Origin of the sequence: Streptomyces sp. NBC_01317 (assembly GCF_035961655.1) — a bacterium.
In the GTDB taxonomy this organism is placed as follows: domain Bacteria; phylum Actinomycetota; class Actinomycetes; order Streptomycetales; family Streptomycetaceae; genus Streptomyces.
In genome coordinates this window covers 2,720,753-2,742,405 of record NZ_CP108393.1, presented here as the reverse complement: position 1 = coordinate 2,742,405, position 21,653 = coordinate 2,720,753, and the positions used below count along the sequence as shown (strand labels likewise).

At 72.3% G+C, this 21,653-nt stretch carries 18 protein-coding genes and 1 tRNA gene; 12 read left to right on the top strand and 7 right to left on the bottom strand.

Annotated elements, in window-relative coordinates; genetic code table 11:
• Positions 1-14 precede the first annotated feature (14 nt).
• From OG349_RS11445 to OG349_RS11430, 4 genes are all read right to left on the bottom strand, one after another.
• Entirely contained in the window at positions 15-2,027 is a 2,013-nt protein-coding gene (locus OG349_RS11445; protein WP_327234512.1) for a hypothetical protein, read from the bottom strand.
• A 179-nt stretch (positions 2,028-2,206) separates the two neighbouring features.
• Positions 2,207-3,679, bottom strand: coding sequence for a penicillin-binding transpeptidase domain-containing protein (locus OG349_RS11440; RefSeq protein WP_327234511.1), 1,473 nt, complete (start codon positions 3,677-3,679; stop codon positions 2,207-2,209).
• Positions 3,679-5,067, bottom strand: coding sequence for an FtsW/RodA/SpoVE family cell cycle protein (locus OG349_RS11435; protein ID WP_327234510.1), 1,389 nt, complete (start codon positions 5,065-5,067; stop codon positions 3,679-3,681). Before OG349_RS11435 ends, OG349_RS11440 begins: the two co-directional genes overlap by 1 nt.
• Before the next feature lie 94 nt (positions 5,068-5,161).
• Positions 5,162-5,488, bottom strand: coding sequence for a zinc-ribbon domain-containing protein (locus OG349_RS11430; protein WP_327234509.1), 327 nt, complete (start codon positions 5,486-5,488; stop codon positions 5,162-5,164).
• A gap of 101 nt (positions 5,489-5,589) precedes the next feature.
• Here OG349_RS11430 and OG349_RS11425 point away from each other — a divergent pair, with 101 nt between their 5' ends.
• On the top strand, positions 5,590-6,453 hold the full coding sequence (locus OG349_RS11425; RefSeq protein WP_327234508.1) for a nuclease-related domain-containing protein: 864 nt from the start codon (positions 5,590-5,592) through the stop codon (positions 6,451-6,453).
• A gap of 34 nt (positions 6,454-6,487) precedes the next feature.
• Here the strand turns inward: OG349_RS11425 and ligD are convergent, their stop codons facing one another.
• Positions 6,488-7,384 carry a non-homologous end-joining DNA ligase gene (gene ligD, locus OG349_RS11420; protein ID WP_327234507.1) on the bottom strand — a complete coding sequence of 299 codons (897 nt, stop codon included), beginning with the start codon at positions 7,382-7,384 and terminating at the stop codon, positions 6,488-6,490.
• Between the two features lie 68 nt (positions 7,385-7,452).
• On the opposite strand from ligD, the gene ku reads away from it, so the two are divergent.
• The 3 genes from ku (at position 7,453) to OG349_RS11405 (ending at position 9,263) form a co-directional block, all read left to right on the top strand.
• Positions 7,453-8,427 carry a non-homologous end joining protein Ku gene (gene ku / locus OG349_RS11415; RefSeq protein WP_327234506.1) on the top strand — a complete coding sequence of 325 codons (975 nt, stop codon included), beginning with the start codon at positions 7,453-7,455 and terminating at the stop codon, positions 8,425-8,427.
• Between the two features lie 51 nt (positions 8,428-8,478).
• Positions 8,479-9,111, top strand: coding sequence for a LuxR C-terminal-related transcriptional regulator (locus OG349_RS11410; protein ID WP_442806378.1), 633 nt, complete (start codon positions 8,479-8,481; stop codon positions 9,109-9,111).
• Positions 9,112-9,188: 77 nt separating this feature from the next.
• Positions 9,189-9,263 (top strand) — tRNA-Arg (locus tag OG349_RS11405).
• Between the two features lie 115 nt (positions 9,264-9,378).
• Here the strand turns inward: OG349_RS11405 and OG349_RS11400 are convergent.
• Positions 9,379-10,119, bottom strand: a complete 741-nt coding sequence (locus OG349_RS11400; RefSeq protein ID WP_327234505.1) for an SDR family NAD(P)-dependent oxidoreductase — start codon at positions 10,117-10,119, stop codon at positions 9,379-9,381.
• Positions 10,120-10,213: 94 nt separating this feature from the next.
• On the opposite strand from OG349_RS11400, the gene OG349_RS11395 reads away from it, so the two are divergent.
• Positions 10,214-10,831: a TetR/AcrR family transcriptional regulator gene (locus tag OG349_RS11395; protein WP_327234504.1), complete on the top strand. Its 618-nt coding sequence runs from the start codon at positions 10,214-10,216 to the stop codon at positions 10,829-10,831.
• 19 nt (positions 10,832-10,850) lie between these two features.
• Here OG349_RS11395 and OG349_RS11390 read toward each other — a convergent pair whose 3' ends face one another.
• A complete protein-coding gene (locus OG349_RS11390; RefSeq protein ID WP_327234503.1) occupies positions 10,851-11,249 on the bottom strand; it encodes a hypothetical protein in 399 nt (132 codons plus the stop codon).
• Positions 11,250-11,337: 88 nt separating this feature from the next.
• Between OG349_RS11390 and OG349_RS11385 the strand changes: the two genes are divergently transcribed.
• The 7 genes from OG349_RS11385 (at position 11,338) to rho (ending at position 21,540) form a co-directional block, all read left to right on the top strand.
• Positions 11,338-11,820, top strand: a complete 483-nt coding sequence (locus tag OG349_RS11385; protein WP_442806233.1) for a response regulator — start codon at positions 11,338-11,340, stop codon at positions 11,818-11,820.
• Positions 11,821-12,058: 238 nt separating this feature from the next.
• Positions 12,059-13,792, top strand: coding sequence for an ArgS-related anticodon-binding protein NrtL (gene nrtL, locus OG349_RS11380; protein ID WP_442806232.1), 1,734 nt, complete (start codon positions 12,059-12,061; stop codon positions 13,790-13,792).
• Positions 13,793-13,883: 91 nt separating this feature from the next.
• Entirely contained in the window at positions 13,884-15,275 is a 1,392-nt protein-coding gene (gene lysA, locus OG349_RS11375; RefSeq protein WP_327234500.1) for a diaminopimelate decarboxylase, read from the top strand.
• A gap of 95 nt (positions 15,276-15,370) precedes the next feature.
• Positions 15,371-16,660: a homoserine dehydrogenase gene (locus OG349_RS11370; protein WP_327238530.1), complete on the top strand. Its 1,290-nt coding sequence runs from the start codon at positions 15,371-15,373 to the stop codon at positions 16,658-16,660.
• Between the two features lie 7 nt (positions 16,661-16,667).
• The gene (thrC, locus tag OG349_RS11365) at positions 16,668-17,768 is read left to right on the top strand and encodes a threonine synthase (RefSeq protein WP_327234499.1); all 1,101 of its coding nucleotides are present in this window, start codon (positions 16,668-16,670) and stop codon (positions 17,766-17,768) included.
• A gap of 296 nt (positions 17,769-18,064) precedes the next feature.
• Positions 18,065-18,991 (top strand): homoserine kinase, encoded by a 927-nt coding sequence (gene thrB / locus OG349_RS11360; RefSeq protein WP_161309053.1) that lies wholly within the window; start codon positions 18,065-18,067, stop codon positions 18,989-18,991.
• A 437-nt stretch (positions 18,992-19,428) separates the two neighbouring features.
• Positions 19,429-21,540: a transcription termination factor Rho gene (rho, locus tag OG349_RS11355; protein WP_327234498.1), complete on the top strand. Its 2,112-nt coding sequence runs from the start codon at positions 19,429-19,431 to the stop codon at positions 21,538-21,540.
• Positions 21,541-21,653: the final 113 nt, after the last annotated feature.

The window sequence follows — 21,653 nt, the reverse complement described above, 5'->3', positions numbered from 1 at the left end:
CCTCGCTCAGCCCGTCATGCGCGGCGCCGGAAGAGGCCGCGCAGCGTCGGCCTCCGTACCGCCTTCGCGCCCGTTTTCCTCTCCACATCCGAAGCCGCACCGGCGCCCGAAGCCGCCCCGGGAGCCGCCCCGGCCATCGCCCCGGCCGCCAACTCCGCCCCCCGCGCCGCCCTTTCCTCCTCGTCCGGCTCCTCCTCGTCCTCCCGCCGGATCGACTCCAACAGGTCCGCCGCGAGCCCGGTGAAGGTCGCGTCCAGCCACGCACACCCCAACACGAAGTGGCACAGCGAGCCCAGGATCTCCACCGGCCGGGTCCTGAACGCCTCCGCCCCGTCCAGCATCCGTTCCACCAGCCGGCGCCCGATGTCCTCGCGGGTCGCCGGATCGCTCCAGGCGATCGCCAGCAGCGCGAAGCCGGCCGCCTCGGTAACCCAGTCCTCCGGCCCGTCCAGCAGGTCCAGCAGGATCGCGCGCCGTACGGACTCCTCCCACGGTTCATCCGTCCCGTGGTGCGCGATGCCCAGGCAGGCGAACGCCTGCACGCTCCGTATCCACAGCTCCGGCAGGTGCTCCGTGAGGAACCACCCCTGCTCGTCCTCGCGCGGCAGCGGCGGACGGACCAGGACGCCGAGCAGGTCGGCGGGGGCGATCGCCGCCAGCTCCACCGCGTGGTCGTACGCGGCGGGCAGGTACGGCCAGCGCAGTTCCGCGACCGCCCGCACCGCCTCCGCGACGGCGGCCGGCGGCTCCGGCACGGCGGGCTCGGCCACCAGGCCCTCGTACCGCCACACCGCCGTGGCCACCTCGCGCCGCGCCGGGCGCGGATCGGGTTCCGGTACGGCCCCGAAGCGCACCTCGCCCTGGGGGAAGGCCCGCCGGAGAGCCAGTACGGCGCTCGGCGCCTCGATCACGGACGCGTTCAACTGGATGGCACTGTCCCGGTAGGCGGGGTCCCCGCCCTCCGCCGCCCGCTCCAGACACTGGTGCAGCACGTTGACCGTCGCCTCCCGCGCCCCCGTCACCCCCGACAGCCAGGGCAGATCCTCGCTGTGGCGCTGGAGGACCGTGTGCGCGTACGCGTGCTCGGGGTGGTCCCGCAGATGGTCGGCCAGGGCCAGCAGATGCGTTCGGCCCCCGTCCACGGCGAAGCGCACCCCGTGGATCGCCGGGGCGGCCTGCGGATGGGCCGGATCGACCGCCAGCGCACGCTCCAGCCAGGGCAGGCCCGCCTCCGGGCGCCCCGACATCGCGTACAGCTCGGCCACGTCCACGTACAGGGAGAGGTCCGAGGGGTCGCGGGCCAACTCCACCTCCCAGCAGGCCAGGGCCTCGTCCACCCGCCCGGCGGCGCGCAGCGCGTAGCCGAGCATCACCGCCGGGGTGTGGCCGGGATCGAGCCGCTGCGCGTGCCGGGCCCAGGCGATCGCCTGGTCGTACGCGGCGAAGCGCCTGGCCAGGCCCGAGGCCATGGTCAGCAGGAGGGTGTGGTCCGGGTGCAGGGCGAGCGAGGCGCGCGCGAGATCCAGGAACGGGCGCAGGGGCGCGGTCAGTTCGGGGGGCAGCGGGTCCGGTACGCCTCCGCCGACGATGCGGGCGATGACACGCGCGAGGTTCTGCGGCGAGACCAACTCGGCGAGGTCCTGGCGGGCGACCCAGGCGACCTCGGCCCAGGGGCGGTCCGGCTGTTCCCGTACCGCCGCTGCCAGGGTGGACAGGGCCTCGTCCCAGCGGCCCGCGGCGGCGAGCAGATGCGCGTGGCATGCCACCGAGCCGATGTAGGGGCGCTCGTCCGAGAACAGGTCCAGCGCCGCCTCCGCCCCGCCCGCGCGCCCGGCGAACTCCGCCAACGCCTCGTGCACCTCGGGGAGTCGCGGCGCCTCCGCGAGGGCGTTGCCGAGGTGGGCGGCGGCGTGCGGGAGGTCACCGCCGTCCATCGCCAGCCGGGCCAGGGCCACTTCGCCCTCGGCGTTGAGCTTCTCCTCGCTGTCCACGGAACAGTTGTGCGGGTCTTCCAGTTCGTCGGCCATGAGGGCCCCCCTTGCCGCGCGGTCCCGCCGTGCCGTACCGGTGCGGCACACAGGAATGCGGAGACCCTAGCGGAGCCGTGTGGCAGGGCACGTGCCGGGGAACGCCCGAGGCCCCCGCCTCACCCCGCCTCACCCCGCCTCACTTCTCCGGCCCCCGCCTCACCCTTCCGGCCCCCGCCTCACTCCTCCGACGCCTCCTCCTCCAGCGCCGCCTCCATCACCGCCCGCGCGATCGGCGCCGCGTCGCCGCCGCCGCTGATGTCCGAGCGGTCCGCCTCAGCGTCCTCCACCACCACCGCCACCGCGACCGCCGGTTCCCCCGCGCCGTCGGCGCGGGCCCAGGCGATGAACCAGGCGTACGGGACACCGGCGTTGCCGATGCCGTGCTGCGCCGTGCCCGTCTTCCCGCCGACCGTGGCGCCGTCGATGCCCGCGTTCGTCCCCGTGCCCTCCTCGACCACGTCGACCATCAACCGCCGTACCTGCCGGGCCGTGGAGCCGTCCATCACCTTCCGGTAGGTCCGCTCGGCGGTACGGGAGACCGTCTTGCCATGGGCGGACGTCGTACGGTCGACCAGGTAGGGGCGCCTGAGTTCACCGCCGTTGGCGACCGCCGAGGCCACCATCGCCATCTGGAGCGGGGTCGCCCGCGTGTCGAACTGACCGATCGAGGACAGCGCCAGCTGATCGTCCGTCATGTGGGAGTCGAAGTTCGAGACGGCGACCCCGGACGGGATCCGGATCCCCGTGTCGTTGAAGCCGAACTTCTCCACCGTGTCGAGCATGCGGTCCATCCCCACCTTCACCCCGAGCCCCGCCATCACCGAGTTGCAGGAGAAGGTGATCGCGAAGGCCAGCGAGGCCCGGTCGCACCCGTCCACCTCGTTGGGCAGCGTGGTCGTCGTCCCCGGCAGGACGTACGGATCGGGTACGGAGGTCGGCGCGTCGACGTCCGAGACGACCCCCGAGTCGAGCGCCGCGGCAGCGGTCACGATCTTGAAGGCGGAGCCCGGCGGATACGTCTGCCGGATCGCCCGGTTGAGCATCGGCTGGGCCTCCGCGCCGGTCAGCGCGGTCCAGGCGTCCGTGACGGCGGGGCCGGTGCCCGACAGCTGTTCCGGGCTGTACGACGGGCTGCTGACCAGGGCCAGGATCCGGCCGCTCGCGGGCTGGATCGCCGCGACCGCGCCCCGCCGCCCGGCCAGCCCGTCGAACGCGGCCCGCTGCATCGACGCCCGTACGGTCGTGGCGACCCGCCCGCCGGGCTGGCGCCCGCGCGTGACGTCGTTCCAGAAGGGCAGGGGCGCGAGCAGCGGGTTCGTACCGGTGAGGAGGTTGTCCTCGGCGTTCTCCAGCAGGGTCGTCCCGTACGTCTGGGAGGCGTAGCCCGTGACGGGCGCGTACAGGGGGCCGTCGGTGTACGTGCGCTCGAAGCGGAGTTGCTCGCCGGTGTCCTTGGAGCCGGTGACCGCCCTGCCGTCGACGAGGATGTTGCCGCGCCGCTGCTCGAAACGGGCCACGGTCTGGCGGCGGTTGGCGGAGTTGTTGTCGAGCGTGTCGGCCTCGATGACCTGGATGCGGCCCGCGTTGACGAACAGGGCGACCAGCAGGAGTAAGCAGAAGACCGTGGTGTGGCGGATCTGACGGATCATCAGTGTGCCTCCGTCCCCTCGGCCACCGGGACGACGAGGTCCGGTTCCACCAGGTCGGGGCGCGGGGCGCGGGCCGAGTCGCTGACCCGGATCAGCAGGGCCACGATGATCCAGTTGGTGACGACGGACGAACCGCCCTGCGCGAGGAAGGGCATCGGCATTCCGGTCAGCGGGATCAGCCCCGTCACGCCACCCGCGATCACGAAGACCTGGAGGGCGAGGATGGAGGAGAGCCCGACGGCCAGGAGCTGTCCGAAGGGATGGGGCAGGGCGAGGCCGGCGCGGTAGCCGCGGGCGACGAGCAGGGCGTACAGCAGGAAGATCGCGGTGAGTCCGACCAGGCCCAGCTCCTCGCCCGCCGTGGCCAGGATGAAGTCGGACTTGGCGGCGAACCCGATCAGGACGGACTCGCCGAGACCGAGGCCCGTGCCGAACATCCCGCCGGCGGCGAACGCGAACAGGGACTGCGCGAGCTGGCCGGGGCCCTGGCCCGCGTCGATGGACGCGAAGGGGGAGAGCCAGTCCTGCACACGGCCGTGGACATGTGGTTCGTACGACCCGACCACGAAGGCCCCGACCGCCGCGAGCAGCAGCCCGACCGCGATCCAGCCGATCCGCCCCGTGGCCACGTACAGCAGGATCACGAAGAGCCCGAAGAAGAGGAGCGAGGTGCCCAGGTCCCGTTCGAGGACCAGGACGATGACGCTGAGGAGCCAGATCGCGACGATCGGCCCCAGCACCCGGCCGGTGGGCAGCTGGAGCTTCCACCAGAGGCGGCGGCCGGTGTAGGCGAGGGCGTTGCGGTTCGCGGCGAGGTACGAGGCGAAGAAGACGGCGAGCAGGATCTTGGCGAACTCCCCGGGCTGGAAGGAGAGTCCGCCGATCCTGATCCAGATCTTGGCCCCGTTCACGGCCGGGAAGAAGATGGGCACGATCAGCAGGACGAGCGCGGCGGCCACGCAGACGTACGCGTACCGCTGGAGGACGCGTGCCTCGCGCAGGAACAGGACGGCCGCGATGAACAGCGCGACGCCGAGCGTGGACCAGACCAGCTGGGCGGGCGCGGCCTGGTCGCGCGGGGTCTCCAGGTCGAGCCGGTAGATGAGCACCAGGCCGAGGCCGTTGAGGAGGACCGCGATGGGGAGCAGGAGCGGGTCCGCGTACGGGGCGCGCAGGCGCACGGCGAGGTGCGCGAGGAGCGCGAGCAGGCCGAGTCCCGCGCCGTAGCGGGCCGCGTCGGGGGGTACGGCGTGGCTCCTGCCGAGCCCCACGGCGACGTAGCCGAAGACGGAGATGACGACGGCGCAGACGAGGAGGGAGAGTTCGACACCCCGGCGCTTGGGGAGGCGTGGCTCGGGCGGAGGCGGGTCCGCCCTCGTTGCGGTCATGCTCCGCAACGTAGCAAGGAGGTGCGGCTTATGCCCGCTTATGTCGGGGCGCGAGGCATGTCGAACTCACGTCAGGGGGGCGCTGCGGTATCGGTCAGCGCTGGTACGGGTTCTGCTGGCCCTGGCCCTGCCCGCCGCCCTGTCCGTACGCCTGGCCCCCGCCCTGCCCGTACCCCGGACCGGGCGCCGCGCTCTGCGCCAGCAGCTGGTCCGCCTGCTCCTTCTGCAACCGCTGCTCGGCGCCGCAGAACGTGCACTGCGTCTGGTACTTGGTGGAGAAGGGGAACAGCGGCACGAAGAACAGCGTGAACTTGGTGACCCGCTTGCGGAGGGTGTGCGCGGAGGGGTTGCCGCAACTGCCGCAGACCAGCGTCAATATGGCCAGTTGATAGAGATAGCCCTTGGTACCAAAAATGATCATGGGTGAATCCTTCCGGGAGACGCGTGTCTGAGGAGAGTGTGCCGTACGGAGGTGACGCGTTCGGGGGCATTTCCCTCCTCCGACGTGGGGAGTGATGAGGAATGACCCGATTACGTGTCGCCCCGGCGCTGCGGCACAGCCAGGACCGGCTGTACGTGACGCTGCCGGACGGTACGGGCGTGGCCTGGTACGACAGGAGCGCCGGACGCGTCAGCCTCCTGCCGGGGGCGGGGCGCGAGGAGGTGCTGGCGGCGCTCGCGCCGTACCTGAGCGGTGAGGTGACCGTCGGGCCGCCGCCGGTTCCGACCCCCGCCGAGCTGGACCGGCTGGCGCTCCACCCCGACGACGACCTGGCGCCCAACCGGCCGGGGGAGGAGCTGTACGCCGCGCTGGACGGGCTGCCTCCGCCGGGGCGGGCTGCGCCGGGGCGGGCGGCGGTGCGGCGGGATCCGCGCCACGGGGAGCTGCTGGCGCGGCGGATCGTGGGGGATCAGCTGGACGGGCTCGACCGGTCGGCGGGGGCGGGTGCGCGGGTCCGGGTGCTCCACTCCGTACCGCTGCCGGGGGTGGATCCGGCCGTCCGGATCGACCATCTGCTGATCGGACCTGCCGGTGTCCTGGCGATCCGTACGCTGCCCGCCCGCAACCGGCGGATCCGCGTCGCCGACCCGATGGTCCGTACGGGCTTCTCGGCGCCCGTGCCCCTGCTCGGCCACCTCCGCGAGGCGGCCGAACGGGCCTCGGGGGCCCTGGCGACGGCGGTGCGGCCGGTGCTCGTGGTGGTGGGGGCGTCCCGGCTCGTGGCCGGTCCGCCGCCGTCGCGCGTACGGATCGTGCACGACACGGAGGTGGCGGCGCTGGCGGACCTGGCGGACCTGGGGGGCGTCCTGAAACCGGCCGACATCGAGTCCCTGTACGCGGCGGCGCGGGACCGGGGGACCTGGTCGGGGGGCCGGGGACGCTGAGGTTCCGGGGCCGGCGGGCGTACGCGGGCGCGCGTCATCCCGGTCCCGGGGGCAGCCGCCCCGCCCGCCCGGTGTCCAGGAGCGGGGCGAGGACGTCCCCGTACCGCTCCAGCCGTACCGCCAGATCGTCCAGCCGGAACACCAGCTGCTCCGCTTCCGTGCAGCCCTCGACCTCCTCCCAGGTCAGTGGGGTGGAGACGGTCGGCTCCTGCCGCGCCCGGAGGGTGTAGGGCGCGGCGGTCGTCTTCGCGGCGTTGTTCTGGCTGTGGTCGACGAAGACCTTCCCCGGCCGCAGGGAGCGGTTCATGCGGTGCAGCGCCAGCCCGGGCCGGGCGCTCTCCGCCTCGACCGCGAGGCGTTTCGCGTACGCGGACACCTCCTCGGAGTCCGTCGGCTCCAGCGCCACCAGCAGGTGCAGCCCCTTGGAGCCGGAGGTCTTCGCGTACGCCGTGAGCCCGTCCGCCGCCAGCCGCTCCCGCAGCCACAGCGCCACCGCGCAGCACTCGACGGCCGTCGCGGGCGCCCCGGGGTCGAGGTCGAACACCAGCCGGTCGGCGCGGCGGGGCGCCTCGACCTGCCACTGGGGGGTGTGGAACTCCACGACCAGATTCGCCGCCCACATCAGCGTGGGCAGGTCCCCGACCACCACCTGACGGCCGACCTGCGCGGTCGCCCGGGGCACGTCGGCGATCCGCACCCAGGCGGGCGTACCGGGCGGCGGATTTTTTGTGAAGAAGCGCTGGCCCTCGGGACCGTCCGGATAGCGCAGGAAGGAGACGGGCCGGTGCGCCAGATGGGCCAGCAGGGGGGCCGCCGTCCGGGCGTAGTAGTGCAGGACCTCGCCCTTGGTGGTGCCGGTGGCGGCGTACAGCACCTTGTCGAGGTTGCTCAGGCTCAGGCGCCGCCCCTCCACCTCTGTGATCGGCGTCATACGATGAGAATCCCACATGTTCCTCACATTCCGGTGAATCAAGAACATTCCGAAAGGGAGGGACCGACGTGCGGTCCATCTGGAACGGCGCGATCTCCTTCGGGCTGGTCAGCATCCCGATCAAGCTGGTGAACGCCACCGAGAACCACTCCATCTCCTTCCGCCAGATCCACAAGGAGGACGGTGGGCGCATCCGCTACCGGAAGGTCTGCGAGCTGGAGGAGCGGGAGGTGTCGTCGGCGGAGATCGGCAAGGCGTACGAGGACTCCGACGGGTCCATGATCCCGATCACGGACGAGGACCTGGCGTCGCTGCCGCTGCCGACGGCGAAGACGATCGAGATCGTGGCGTTCGTCCCGGCGGCCTCGATCGACCCGCTCCAGATGGACGCGTCGTACTACCTCTCGGCGAACGGGGTGCCGGCCGCGAAGCCGTACACGCTGCTGCGGGAGGCGCTCAAGCGCAGCGAGAAGGTCGCCATCGCGAAGTACGCGCTGCGCGGGCGGGAGCGCCTCGGCATGCTGCGGGTGGTCGACGACGTGATCGCGATGCACGGCCTGCTCTGGCCGGACGAGATCCGGGCCCCCGAGGGGGTGGCGCCGGAGGCCCCGGTGTCGGTACGGGACGCCGAACTCGACCTGGCCGACGCCCTGATGGACACCCTCGGCTCGGTGGACCTGAAGACCCTGCACGACGACTACCGGGAGGCGGTCGAGGAACTGATCGCGGCCAAGGCGTCGGGCGGGGCGGTGGCGGAGAAGGGGCCCGCCGAGCGGGGCGGCGGCAAGGTGCTCGACCTCATGTCGGCGCTGGAGAGCAGCGTACGGGCGGCGAAGGAGTCGCGGGGCGACGACGAGGAGGCGCAGGTGACCCAGCTTCCTCAGCGGAAGCAGGCGGCGAAGAAGACCCAGCCGGCGAAGAAGTCGACGACGAAGAAGGCGGCGGCCAAGAAGACGACGGGGGCGAAGAAGACCTCGGCGACAAAAAAGACCACCGAGGCGAAGAAGACGTCTCAGGCAAGGAACAGGCGGTCGTCGGCCTGATGAAAGACTGCGCGCGTGACCCGAATCCCTCCCGCCCGGCCTCTCCGTATCATCCTGGCGGAGGACAGCGTGCTGCTCAGGGAAGGCCTGATCGCCCTGCTGGACCGCTTCGGCCACCAGGTCGTGGCGGCGGTCGGCGACGCGGCCGCCCTGACGGCGGCGGTTGCCCGGCACACCTCCGACCTCGTGGTCACGGACGTACGGATGCCACCTGACTTCCAGGACGAAGGACTCCACGCGGCCGTGGCACTCCGTGAGAGCCGGCCGTCCCTCCCGGTCCTGGTCCTCAGCCAGTACGTCCAGCGCACCTACGCGGCCGACCTCCTCGACTCCGGCGACGGCACGGGCGTCGGCTACCTCCTCAAGGACCGCGTCGGCCAGGTCGAGGACTTCGAGGCGGCGCTCCAGGCGGTGGCGGCCGGCGGCACGGTCGTGGACCCGGAGGTCGTACGCCAACTGCTGCGCCGCCGCCGCGACCCCCTGGAACGCCTGACACCCCGCGAGCGCGAGGTGCTCGCCCTGATCGCGGAGGGCAGGTCCAACGCGGCGGTGGCCCGCCAACTCGTCGTCTCCGAGGCGGCGGTGGGCAAACACATCGGCAACATCCTCGCGAAACTGGACCTCCCCCCGGCGGACGACACCCACCGCCGGGTCCTGGCGGTCCTCACGTACCTCCGCGCCTGACACCGCCGGAAATACCTGTTCACGGCCACCCCACCGAAGCTGGTAGGGTTTCACTCGTCGCCACACAAAGTGACAACGCCCCCGTAGCTCAGGGGATAGAGCATCGGCCTCCGGAGCCGGGTGCGCAGGTTCGAATCCTGCCGGGGGCACCAACCGCTGTGATCAGCGGGGACGTGCCTTGAGAAGCCGTTTGGCAGCCTCAGCCGCAGAGCTGGGGAATCTGCCAAGCGGCTTTCTTATTGGGCCCGCCCCTGCGCGCCGTGCGCGTCAGGCGGTGTAGCCGCCGTCGACGGCGAGCGAGGTGCCGGTGATCCAGGCCGCGTCGGGGCCCGCGAGGAAGGCCACCGCGCCGGCGATGTCCGAGGCCGCGCCGAGGACCTTCGCCGCGGTCCGCAGGCGCTCCTCCTCCGCCTCCGCCGTCCCGTCCGGGTTCATGTCCGTGACGGTCGGGCCCGGGTCCACGATGTTGACCGTGATGCGCTGCGGCGCCAGGTCGTGGGCCAGTCCCTTGGTGAAGCCGATGAGGGCGGACTTGCTCATCGAGTAGAGCGTCACTTCCGGTACGGGGACGCGGGTGGCCCAGCAGCTGCCGATGTTGATCACACGGCCGCCGTCCGTCATGTGCGCGACGGCCGCCTGCGTGGCGAGGAAGACGGCCCGCACATGGACGGCGAGGGTCCGGTCGATCTCTTCGAGGGTGACGTCCTGGAACGGTCCGTAAGGGAAAACACCGGCATTGTTGACCAGGATGTCCAGGCCGCCGAACCCGGCCGCCGTACGGGCGACGGAGTCGGCGACCGCCACCGGGTCCGCGCTGTCGGCCTGGAGGGCGAGGCCCCGGCGGCCGAGATCTTCTATGGACTTGACAACGTCCTGCGCCTTGTCGGCGGCGTTCACATAGGTCAGGGCGACATCGGCTCCCTCCTGCGCCAATCGGAGGGCCGTGGCCGCCCCGATCCCCCGACTGCCACCGGTCACCAGCGCGGTCTTTCCCGCAAGTCGCGACATTTCGCTCCGCCTTGATTCCATTCTGGAATGGATGCTGCATAAAGTCCTAACAGGCGAACTGGGTTAGGGTCAACTCCCTTTGGAGGACGGAAATATGACAGAACGTGGCAGGCCGCTGACGTTCGACCGGGCGGCGGCGTTGCGGCGCGCGATGGAGACGTTCTGGGAGCTTGGTTACGAAGGCGCCAAGATGACCGATCTGACCGGCGCGATGGGCATCAACTCGACCAGCCTCTACAACTCCTTCGGATCGAAGGAGCAGTTGTTCTACGAGGCGGTGGCCCTGTACGACAGCACCGTCGGATCGGCCACCCACCGGGCGCTGAGCGACGAGCCCACCGTGCGGGGGGCGATCGAGGCGATGCTGCGCGGGAACCTCGACGCCTTCACTGACCCTCGTACGCCGAGCGGTTGCATGATCGTGCTCGCGGCGACCAATTGCGGTACGCGCAACAAGGGGGTGGGCGACCACCTGGCCTGGCGGCGGCGGAACGCGGTGGCGGCGCTGGAGGAACGGCTGGAACAGGCCGTGGACGAGGGCGAGTTGCCCCCGGACGCGAACGTCGAGGGCATCGCCGCCTTCTACTCCACGGTGCTCCACGGGCTGTCGGTCGAGGCGCGGGACGGGGTGGCGCCGCGGAAGCTGGAGTCGGCGGTGGACACGGCGATGTCGGCGTGGAATCTGCTGGTACGGCAGACGGCGGCGCCCTGACCGTCGCTCTGACTGTCCGTCAGTCGTCCTGCGGGGGGCGGGACATGCGCAGGGCGAGGTCGCGCAGGAGGTCCTCGGACGTGATGTCCGTACGGCCGGCGTCGTGGACCTCGGCCAGTTCGGAGTAGACGTACGTGAACGCCCCGATCAGCTGCATGATGGCCGGCAGCGCGGCCTCGGTGACCGCGTGGGCCGCCTCCAGGGGGGTCGCCTCGGACGACACCGCGAACGAAGGGAAGACCTCGGCGAGCAGCGACCCGATCTGCCCCTCGCCGGAGCCGCGTGGGGTGGCGGCGCCGGTCGTGTCGGTGCTGTCGGTGCTGTTGGTGCTTTCGGGGTGCCGCTCCGCCGTACGGATCCATTCCGCGGACTGGGTGAGGATGCCGATGGCCCTGAGGACAACTTCGTTCTGCTCCATGCGTGGAGCGTAGGCGGTACGGGCGGGGCGGACGGCGGTCCGCGCCCCCGGCCGACCGTCGCGTCGCGCCCGGCGTCGCGCCCGCCAATTGGCCAAAACCCGGACGCGGCGCGGAAGTCCGACCTACTCTCGATATGTGTCAGGCGCATCCGGCCGGGTGCTCGTTGTCGACGACAACCGAGTGATCAGGCAGCTGATCAGGGTCAATCTCGAGCTGGAGGGCTTCGAGGTCGTGACCGCGGCCGACGGTGCCGAATGCCTGGAGGTCGTGCACGAGGTCAGGCCGGATGTCATCACCCTCGATGTGGTCATGCCACGCCTGGACGGCCTGCGGACGGCCGCGCGGCTGCGCGCCGATCCGCGCACCAGTCGGCTGCCCCTCGCGATCGTCAGCGCGTGCACGCAGTACGAGGTCGAGGCGGGCCTCACGGCCGGCGTGGACGCGTTCCTGGCAAAGCCCTTCGAACCGGCCGACCTGATCCAGCTGGTCCGCCGCCTGACCCACCAGGAGGGCCCCCCGTCCATGGACGGCCGCTACGGCGCGGGCCACGCGGGCAGCGCGCGGGGCTGACGCCGGCCCCCCGGAGCCTGGCAGCCGCCAGCCGACGGCGTCACAGCAATCGCCCGCCCGCCCGCCGCCGCCGGGATCGTGGACGGTCGCGGCCGTCTCCTGCTCCTGCCGACGGCGTGGCGGACAGTTGCCACCGCCCCGCTGACCGGGTGGGCGGACTCCGCGCGGCCGTCCCAGCCGACCGGGTGGGCGGACATCCGCGGCCCGTCCCGCCGGCCGGCTGGGGAGGACATCCGCAGTGGTCCCCGCCGCCCGGCCGGCGGACAGCCCCGGTTGCCGCCTGCCGACCGCATCGCGGAACGACGGCGTCGCGGAGCCGCAGCCGTTCGTTGCCGGTCGCGGCGCGAACACCCCCAGGCGTCCCCTGCCGGTCGTGCCCCGGACACCGGCGGCCCCGCCCGCCGACCGCATCGCGGAACGAGGTCGCGGAGGGGACCCCCTCCTCCCCTACGCTGGTCCCGTGACCCCCGCCGATCTCTCCACGACCGTGCTGCGCGCCGTGCGCCGCGCGGTGGAGGACGGCGCGCTGCGCGTGGCCGTACCGGACCGCGTGACGGTGGAGCGGCCCCGCCCCGGCGGGAGCGGCGACTACGCGACGAACCTGGCGCTCCGCCTGGCGCCCGGCGCGGGGCTGGCGCCCCGCGAGGTCGCGGAGATCCTGCGCACCCGGGTCGCCACCGCCGAGGGCATCGCCCGGGTCGAGATCACGGGCCCCGGCTTCCTGAACTTCACGCTGACCGAGGACGACGCCACGGACCTCGCCCGTACGGTGCTGAGCGCGGGCCCCCACTACGGCCACGGCAACGCCCTGACGGGCACCACGGCGGTCTTCCCGCCCGCGCGGGAGACACGCGCCCGCGTCTGGACGGAAACGGTGGCCGCCCTGCTCCGAACCCAGGGAGCAACGGCGTCGATCGCACCTGCCGGTCCCGGCCCGGAGGCGCCTGTCGCCTTCGGCCCTGACGTGCCTGCGGCGCCGGGTCGGGGCGCTGCGCCCGCGTCTGCGGTCCCCGGCCGAGCTGGCGCGCCTACGGCCCCCGGCCCGGCCGTGGCGGCCGGCGCATGGCCGGACGTGCCGGTCGGCCTCAGGCCTGACGTGGCTGCGGCCGCCGGTCGGCGTGCCGCGCCCGCGCCTGCGCCCGCGGCGCCCGGGACGGACGCGCCGCTCGCGTCTGCCGGTTCCGGTCCGGACGTGCCGGTCGGCCTCGGGTCTGACGTGCCTGCGGCCCCCGACCGGCGGCCCGAGCCCGCGCCTGCGGCCCTCGGGCCGGACGCGGCGCTCGCGCCCGTCGGCCCCCGCCCGCACGCGACTGTGACGAACCCCACAGCCGCTCCGGCTGTGCCAGTCCCCGTGCCCGAGACTCTCCGGGTCGTGCCCGCGCCCGACGGCGACGATCTCTTCGCACGGCTGGGGGTCGACGCCGCCCGCTGGGCCCTGTTGCGGGCCGCCGCGCACGACCGGGCGCCCAGCGGCGGCGCCGCCGACGCGCTGCTCGTGCAGCGCGAGAGCAATCCCCTCTTCCGGGTGCGGTACGCGTACGCCCGTACCCGCGCCCTCAGTCGCGCCGCCGAGCGGCTGGGCATGCCCCCGGCCGATCCCGCCGGCGGGGGTCCCACCCCGGGCACGCGCTCGGGGGCGGCCCCGGGCGATCCCGGGGGAGCGGGCTCCCACCGGAGCGTGAGCCCAGGCGCGCCCCACCCCACCCAAGCCGCCCTCACCCGCCTCCTCCGCGACCACCCCGCCGTCCTCGAAGCCGCCGCGCGGCACCGCGCGCCCGATCGGCTCGCCCGGGGGCTCGAACAGGTCGCCGACGCCGTGCTGCGTTTCCAGGAGAGCGGCCGGCCGTTGCCCCTCGGGGACGAGAAACCCTCGGCCGCCCACCGCTCCCGGGTCGCGCTCGCCGAGGCCGCCGGGGCCGTGCTGGCCGGTGGCCTCTTCCTCCTCGGCATCGATGCCCCGGAATTCCTTTAGATGGATCCAGATGGATCCAGATGGATCCAGATGGATCCAGATAGATCGTCCAGATCGTCGTGAGACCTGAGAGACCTGAAAGAGCCACGTCATGAGCCGTTCCGCACACCCCGCAGGGCCCCGCCACGCCGATGTCTTCCCCGACGGGCACTACTCCGCCCCCGCCGCCGACCTCAACGTCCTGGACGAAAAGGTCTGGTCGCGTACGGTCCGGCGCAACGACGACGGCGTCGCGACCGTCGCCGGGATCGAGGTGACGCGGCTGGCCGAGGAGTTCGGCACCCCCGCCTACTTCCTCGACGAGGCCGACTTCCGGGCCCGCTGCCGCGCCTGGTCCGACGCCTTCGGGCCGAACGCCGACGTGTTCTACGCCGGCAAGGCGTTCCTCTCCCGCGCCGTCGTGCGCTGGCTCACCGAAGAAGGGCTCAATCTCGACGTCTGCTCCGGCGGCGAGCTGGCCACCGCCCTCGCCGGCGGCATGCCGCCCGAGCGCATCGCCTTCCACGGCAACAACAAGTCCACCGAGGAGATCGAGCGCGCCGTCTCCGTCGGCGTGGGCCGCATCGTCCTCGACTCCTTCCAGGAGATCGTCCGCGTCGCGCACATCGCGCAGCGCCTGGGCCGCCGCCAGCCCGTCCAGATCCGTGTCACCGTCGGCGTCGAGGCCCACACGCACGAGTTCATCGCCACCGCCCACGAGGACCAGAAGTTCGGCATCGCGCTCGCCGACGGCCAGGCCGCCGAGGCCGTCAGGCGGGCCCTCGAGCTCGACGGCATCGAGCTGATCGGCATCCACTCGCACATCGGCTCGCAGATCTTCGACATGGCCGGATTCGAGGTCTCCGCCCGCCGGGTCGTCCAGCTCCTCGCCGAGATCCGCGACGAACACGGCGTCGAGCTGCCCGAGATCGACCTCGGCGGCGGCCTCGGCATCGCGTACACCTCCGAGGACGACCCCAAGGAGCCGTACGACATCGCGAAGTCGCTGCTGGAGATCGTCACGCGCGAGTGCGACGCCGCCCGCCTCACCACCCCCCGGATCTCCGTCGAGCCGGGGCGCGCGATCGTCGGCCCCACCGCCTTCACGCTGTACGAGGTCGGCACGATCAAGCCACTCGAAGGGCTGCGGACGTACGTCAGCGTCGACGGCGGCATGTCCGACAACATCCGTACGGCCCTCTACAACGCCGACTACAGCGTGGCGTTGGTCTCACGCCGCTCCGACGCGGAGCCCATGCTCTCGCGTGTGGTCGGCAAGCACTGCGAGAGCGGTGACATCGTCGTACGGGACGCCTACCTGCCCGCCGACCTGGCGCCTGGCGACCTGATCGCCGTCCCCGCCACCGGCGCGTACTGCCGTTCCATGGCCAGTAATTACAACCACGCGCTCCGCCCGCCCGTCGTGGCGGTCAGGGACGGCGAGGCCAGGGTCGTGGTCCGCCGCGAGACGGAGGAAGATCTCCTGCGGCTGGACATCGGATGATGGAATTGGTGTCTCGGGATCTGGACGGACGGTAGATACTTCCGTCCGGTGCGTGAGACTGGTTCACACTGAGTAAGAGGAAACGAGGTCGGATGATGCGTACGCGTCCGCTGAAGGTGGCGCTCCTGGGCTGTGGCGTGGTCGGCTCAGAGGTGGCGCGCATCATGACGACGCACGCCGACGACCTCGCCGCGCGGATCGGCGCCCCGGTGGAACTCGCCGGGGTCGCCGTCCGCCGCCCGTCCAAGGTCCGCGAGGGCATCGACCCCGCGCTGATCACGACCGACGCCACCGCCCTGGTCAAACGCGGCGACATCGACGTGGTCGTCGAGGTCATCGGCGGCATCGAGCCCGCCCGTACGCTCATCACCACCGCCTTCGAACACGGCGCGTCCGTCGTCTCCGCCAACAAGGCGCTGCTCGCCAAGGACGGCACAACCCTCTACGACGCCGCCGCGCTGCACGGCAGGGACCTCTACTTCGAGGCCGCCGTCGCGGGTGCGATCCCGTTGATCAGGCCGCTGCGCGAGTCCCTGGCGGGGGACACCGTCAACCGGGTCCTCGGCATCGTCAACGGCACAACGAACTTCATCCTCGACCGGATGGACACCGCGGGCGCCGGCTACTCGGAAGCGCTGGACGAGGCCACCGCCCTCGGGTACGCGGAGGCCGACCCGACCGCCGACGTCGAGGGCTTCGACGCCGCCGCCAAGGCCGCCATCCTCGCCGGGATCGCCTTCCACACCCGCGTACGCCTGGACGAGGTGCACCGCGAGGGCATCACGGAGGTCACCTCCGCCGACCTCGCCTCCGCCCAGCGCATGGGCTGCACGGTCAAGCTCCTCGCGATCTGCGAGCGCGCGGCCGACGGGAAGTCGGTCACCGCCCGGGTCCACCCCGCGATGATCCCGCTCAGCCACCCGCTCGCCTCCGTGCGCGAGGCGTACAACGCGGTCTTCGTCGAGGCCGAGGCCGCCGGGCAGCTGATGTTCTACGGCCCCGGCGCGGGCGGCGCCCCGACCGCCTCGGCCGTCCTCGGCGACCTGGTCGCGGTCTGCCGCAACAAGCTGGCCGGCGCCACCGGGCCCGGCGAGTCCGCCTACACCGGGCTGCCCGTCAGCTCCATGGGCGAGGTCGTCACGCGCTACCACATCAACCTCGACGTGGCCGACAAGCCGGGCGTGCTCGCCCAGGTCGCGACGGTCTTCGCCGAGCACGGCGTATCCATCGATACGGTGCGCCAGAAGGGAAAGGACGGCGAGGCCTCCCTCGTCGTCGTCACCCACTGCGCGCCCGACGCGGCCCTGTCCGGGACCGTCGAGGCGCTGCGCAAGCTCGACACCGTGCGCGGTGTCGCCAGCATCATGCGTGTTGAAGGGGAGTAAGGGACCCATGACCACCAGCATCGGCGCCATCGGCGCCCAGCGGGGCACCCATCAGTGGCGCGGCATCATCGAGGAGTACCGGGACCGCCTCCCGGTGACGGACGGGGCGGCCGTCATCACCCTCCGGGAGGGCGGTACGCCGCTGGTCCCCGCGCAGGTGCTGTCCGAGCGCACGGGCTGTGAGGTGCATCTCAAGGTCGAGGGCGCCAACCCCACCGGTTCCTTCAAGGACCGCGGCATGACCATGGCCATCACCCGGGCCAAGGAGGAGGGCGCGAAGGCGGTCATCTGCGCCTCCACCGGGAACACCTCCGCGTCGGCCGCCGCGTACGCGGTCCGCGCCGGGATGGTCTGCGCCGTGCTCGTACCGCAGGGGAAGATCGCCCTGGGCAAGATGGGCCAGGCCCTCGTCCACGGCGCGAAGATCCTCCAGGTCGAGGGGAACTTCGACGACTGCCTGACGCTGGCCCGCTCGCTCTCCGACAACTACCCGGTGGCGCTGGTCAATTCGGTCAATCCGGTCCGTATAGAGGGCCAGAAGACCGCCGCGTTCGAGATCGTGGACGCGCTCGGCGACGCCCCGGACATCCACGTACTGCCCGTCGGGAACGCCGGCAACATCACGGCCTACTGGAAGGGCTACACCCAGTACGCCGCGAACGGGCCCGCCGCCCGCACCCCGCGCATGTGGGGCTTCCAGGCGTCCGGTTCGGCGCCGATCGTGCGCGGCGAGGTCGTCAAGGACCCGCACACCGTCGCCACCGCGATCCGGATCGGCAACCCGGCGTCCTGGCAGTTCGCGCTCAACGCCCGTGACGAGTCGGGCGGGTTCATCGACGAGGTGACGGACCGCCAGATCCTGTCCGCCTACCGCCTGTTGGCCGCGCAGGAGGGTGTGTTCGTGGAGCCCGCCTCGGCGGCGTCCGTCGCCGGACTGCTCAAGGCCGTGGACGAGGGCAAGGTCGACCCGGGCCAGCGCATCGTCTGCACGGTCACCGGCAACGGCCTCAAGGACCCGGAATGGGCCACCGCCGGGGCGCCGCAGCCGTCGGTCGTACCGGTCGACGCGGTGGTCGCCGCCCGCCGCCTGGGCCTGGCGGACGCGTAGGACACGGCGGTTGGGACACTCCCCGGCAGATCCTTGATCACGGGCGCACACGCAGGCACGCGACACGCATCGTGCGCCTCCTGTGCGCCCTATGTCGCCATGGAACCTTCCTTCGATAAGCTGGGTCCAACCCGCAGTGCCGCAACGTGCTGCCGCGCTGTCGACCCCGCGGCTCGGGCGTCCGGTATACCGTCGTACCGCCGAATCCCGCCGTACCGCAGATCCCCACGCACATGCCCCCGCAGGCCCCGCCGATCCCCCCGCACGTCCCGCAGTCAAGGAGAGTCGTCAGAACGATGGCCGGTCCCTCGTTCCGCGCCGCCGCCGTACGGGTGCGCACCCCCGCCACCAGCGCCAACCTCGGTCCTGGCTTCGACGCCTTCGGCCTGTCGCTGGGGCTGTACGACGACGTGGTCGTCCGCGTCGCCGACTCCGGCCTGCACGTCGACATCGCGGGAGAGGGCGCCGAGACGCTTCCCCGCGACGAGAACCACCTGCTCGTACGGTCCCTGCGCACCGCGTTCGACCTGCTCGGCGGACAGCCGCGCGGCCTGGAGGTCGTGTGCGCCAACCGCATCCCGCACGGCCGCGGGCTCGGCTCGTCCTCGGCGGCCATCTGCGCCGGCATCCTCGCCGCCCGCGCGGTGACGATAGGCGGCGACGCCCGCCTGGACGACGCCTCGTTGCTGGAGCTGGCGAGCGAGATCGAGGGGCACCCCGACAACGTCGCGGCGTGTCTGCTGGGCGGTTTCACCCTGGCCTGGACGGATGGGGGAGCGGCCCGCGCCATCAGGATGGAACCGGCCCGTTCCATCGTTCCGGTGGTTTTTGTGCCCGGCCGGCCCGTGCTGACGGAGACGGCGCGCGGGCTGCTCCCGCGCTCCGTCCCCCATGTGGACGCGGCGGCCAACGCGGGGCGGGCCGCCCTGCTCGTCGAGGCGCTGACCAGGCGTCCCGAGCTGCTGCTGCCCGCCACGGAGGACCGGCTGCACCAGGACTACCGGGGCCCGGCGATGCCGGAGAGCATCGCACTCGTCAACCGGCTGCGCGCGGACGGCGTCCCCGCGGTCATCTCCGGCGCGGGCCCCACGGTGCTCGCGCTGGCCGAGGACGGTGCGGCCGACAAGGTCGCACGACTGGCGGGCGAGGGCTGGGCGGCGAACCGGCTGTCCCTCGACGCCGGAGGCGCGTGTGTACTGCCGCTCGGGCCGGACAGGGCCTAGGGGAAGCGCGTACGGGACCCGGAGGAAACACGTACAGGGCCCAGAAGGCCGGTAAGCCGGGATTGCCGGTGAGTGAGAGGGGGAATGTTTGTTGGAGCCGGTAGTGTTAACCTCAAGTCTGCAACCGACGTCTTTCAGGCGCGGTGCATCGTGTCCCGTTTCGGGACCACCTTTCTTCCGGGAGCCTCCCCAACTGCCTGAGCAGCCTGCCTGAGCAGTTTTGAGCACGCACCGGAACCGGCACGACACCCCCCGTTTTTCCCAGCGGTGGGCCGAGCAGGGGGACCTCGGGCCGGACCCATGGCACGTACGCATGTTTCTCCGCCGTACCCGGCGGGACCACCGCCCCGGCACGGTCCACAAGATGGGACCGCAGCCGGCAGCACAACCGGTCGCCGAGCCAGAAGGCCGACGTCCGCTCCAGGGAAGGACCCTTCGTGAGCGACACCACCGATCTGATGGGCGTGACTGCCGACAACAGCGTCGACACGACCGCGCCCGCCGAAGGTGCTGCCACTGGCACCACCGCACGGCGCCGCCGCTCCGGCACCGGCCTTGAGGGCATGGTCCTGGCCGAGCTTCAGCAGGTCGCGTCCGGCCTCGGCATCAGGGGCACCGCGCGGATGCGCAAGAGCCAGCTGATCGAGGTCATCAAGGAGACGCAGGCCGGCTCCCCGTCCGCGCCGAAGAGCGCCGCCGGCGCCTCCGAGGCCGCCGGCGCCTCCGACGCCGAGACCAAGCCGAAGCGCCGCGCCACCTCCAAGGCCCGTACGGGCGAGGCCGCCGCTGCCGCCGCCGCGCAGGAGGCCGGCCCGGCCGAGCAGGCCGTGGCCCAGCAGCAGATCGACATCCCCGGTCAGCCGGCCAGCGACGACCAGCCCGCGGGCGAGCGCCGCCGCCGCAGGGCCACCGCCCAGGCGGGCAGCCCCGAGGGCGCCCGTTCCGAGGCGAGGACCGACACCAGGACCGAGGCCGCGCCGGCCGACGTCAAGGTCGAGGCGCAGCCCGACACCAAGGCCGAGGCCGCCGTCTCCGTGTCCGCCCAGGGGGGCGCGCAGGGCGACGCCGACGGCCGCCGCGACCGCCAGGACCGCGGCCAGCGCGGCGAGCGTGACCGCGGTGAGCGCGGCGACCGCCGTGACCGCCAGCGCGACCGCCGGGGCAAGGGCGACGAGCAGGGCGGCCAGCAGCAGGGCGGCCAGGGCCAGCAGCGCCAGCAGCGCGACAACCGGGGCGCGGGCGCCCCGGCCCAGACGGGCCCGCAGAACAGCGGCCCGCAGAACAACGGTCCCCAGGACGACTACGACGACGAGGCGGGCGGCCGCCGCGGCCGCCGCGGGCGCTACCGCGACCGCCGGGGCCGTCGTGGCCGCGAGGAGTTCGGCCCCGACCAGCCGCAGGTCGCCGACGACGACGTGCTGATCCCCGTCGCGGGCATCCTCGACATCCTCGACAACTACGCGTTCATCAGGACCTCCGGCTACCTGCCGGGCCCCAACGACGTGTACGTGTCCCTCGCCCAGGTCCGCAAGAACGGCCTGCGCAAGGGTGACCACGTCACCGGCGCGGTGCGCCAGCCCAAGGACGGCGAGCGCCGCGAGAAGTTCAACGCGCTCGTCCGGCTCGACTCCGCGAACGGCATGGGTGCCGATTCCGGCCGCGGCCGCCCGGAGTTCCAGAAGCTGACCCCGCTCTACCCGCAGGACCGGCTCCGCCTGGAGACCGACCCCGGTGTGCTGACGACGCGGATCATCGACCTCGTCGCCCCCATCGGCAAGGGCCAGCGCGGTCTGATCGTGGCCCCGCCGAAGACCGGTAAGACCATGATCCTCCAGGCCATCGCCAACGCGATCACGGTCAACAGCCCCGAGTGCCACCTGATGGTCGTGCTCGTGGACGAGCGGCCCGAAGAGGTCACCGACATGCAGCGGTCGGTCAAGGGCGAGGTCATCTCCTCGACCTTCGACCGCCCGGCCGAGGACCACACCACCGTCGCCGAGCTGGCCATCGAGCGGGCCAAGCGCCTGGTCGAGCTGGGTCACGACGTGGTCGTCCTGCTGGACTCCATCACCCGACTGGGCCGTGCGTACAACCTCGCCGCGCCCGCCTCGGGACGCATCCTGTCCGGTGGTGTCGACTCGACCGCGCTCTACCCGCCGAAGCGCTTCTTCGGCGCGGCGCGCAACATCGAGGACGGCGGCTCGCTGACCATCCTCGCCACCGCGCTCGTCGAGACCGGCTCGCGCATGGACGAGGTGATCTTCGAGGAGTTCAAGGGCACCGGCAACATGGAGCTCAAGCTCGACAGGAAGCTCTCCGACAAGCGCATCTTCCCGGCGGTGGACGTGGACGCGTCCTCCACCCGTAAGGAAGAGATCCTGCTCGGCAGCGACGAGCTGGCCGTCGTCTGGAAGCTGCGCCGGGTGCTGCACGCGCTCGACCAGCAGTCCTCGATCGAACTGCTGCTGGACAAAATGAAGCAGACGAAGTCGAACGCGGAGTTCCTGCTCCAGATCCAGAAGACGACGCCGGGCAACGGCAACGACTGACGGATCCGCCGCTCCGAGGCGCTCATACGCGCTCGTACGCTCCCCAGAACCGCCCCGGCACTGCGTGCCGGGGCGGTTCTGTACGTTCCGCCCGGGTTGTGGAACCCCGCTCG

Excerpts from the sequence above, each read along its gene's own strand:
- OG349_RS11430 (WP_327234509.1), bottom strand. The coding sequence starts at position 5,488 with ATGATCATTTTTGGTACCAAGGGCTATCTCTATCAACTGGCCATATTG.
- thrC (WP_327234499.1), top strand. The coding sequence starts at position 16,668 with ATGACCACCAGCATCGGCGCCATCGGCGCCCAGCGGGGCACCCATCAG.
- OG349_RS11435 (WP_327234510.1), bottom strand. The coding sequence starts at position 5,067 with ATGACCGCAACGAGGGCGGACCCGCCTCCGCCCGAGCCACGCCTCCCC.
- OG349_RS11370 (WP_327238530.1), top strand. The coding sequence starts at position 15,371 with ATGCGTACGCGTCCGCTGAAGGTGGCGCTCCTGGGCTGTGGCGTGGTC.
- lysA (WP_327234500.1), top strand. The coding sequence starts at position 13,884 with ATGAGCCGTTCCGCACACCCCGCAGGGCCCCGCCACGCCGATGTCTTC.
- OG349_RS11395 (WP_327234504.1), top strand. The coding sequence starts at position 10,214 with ATGACAGAACGTGGCAGGCCGCTGACGTTCGACCGGGCGGCGGCGTTG.
- OG349_RS11445 (WP_327234512.1), bottom strand. The coding sequence starts at position 2,027 with ATGGCCGACGAACTGGAAGACCCGCACAACTGTTCCGTGGACAGCGAG.
- thrB (WP_161309053.1), top strand. The coding sequence starts at position 18,065 with ATGGCCGGTCCCTCGTTCCGCGCCGCCGCCGTACGGGTGCGCACCCCC.
- OG349_RS11400 (WP_327234505.1), bottom strand. The coding sequence starts at position 10,119 with ATGTCGCGACTTGCGGGAAAGACCGCGCTGGTGACCGGTGGCAGTCGG.
- OG349_RS11390 (WP_327234503.1), bottom strand. The coding sequence starts at position 11,249 with ATGGAGCAGAACGAAGTTGTCCTCAGGGCCATCGGCATCCTCACCCAG.
- ligD (WP_327234507.1), bottom strand. The coding sequence starts at position 7,384 with ATGACGCCGATCACAGAGGTGGAGGGGCGGCGCCTGAGCCTGAGCAAC.
- OG349_RS11440 (WP_327234511.1), bottom strand. The coding sequence starts at position 3,679 with ATGATCCGTCAGATCCGCCACACCACGGTCTTCTGCTTACTCCTGCTG.
- OG349_RS11425 (WP_327234508.1), top strand. The coding sequence starts at position 5,590 with ATGACCCGATTACGTGTCGCCCCGGCGCTGCGGCACAGCCAGGACCGG.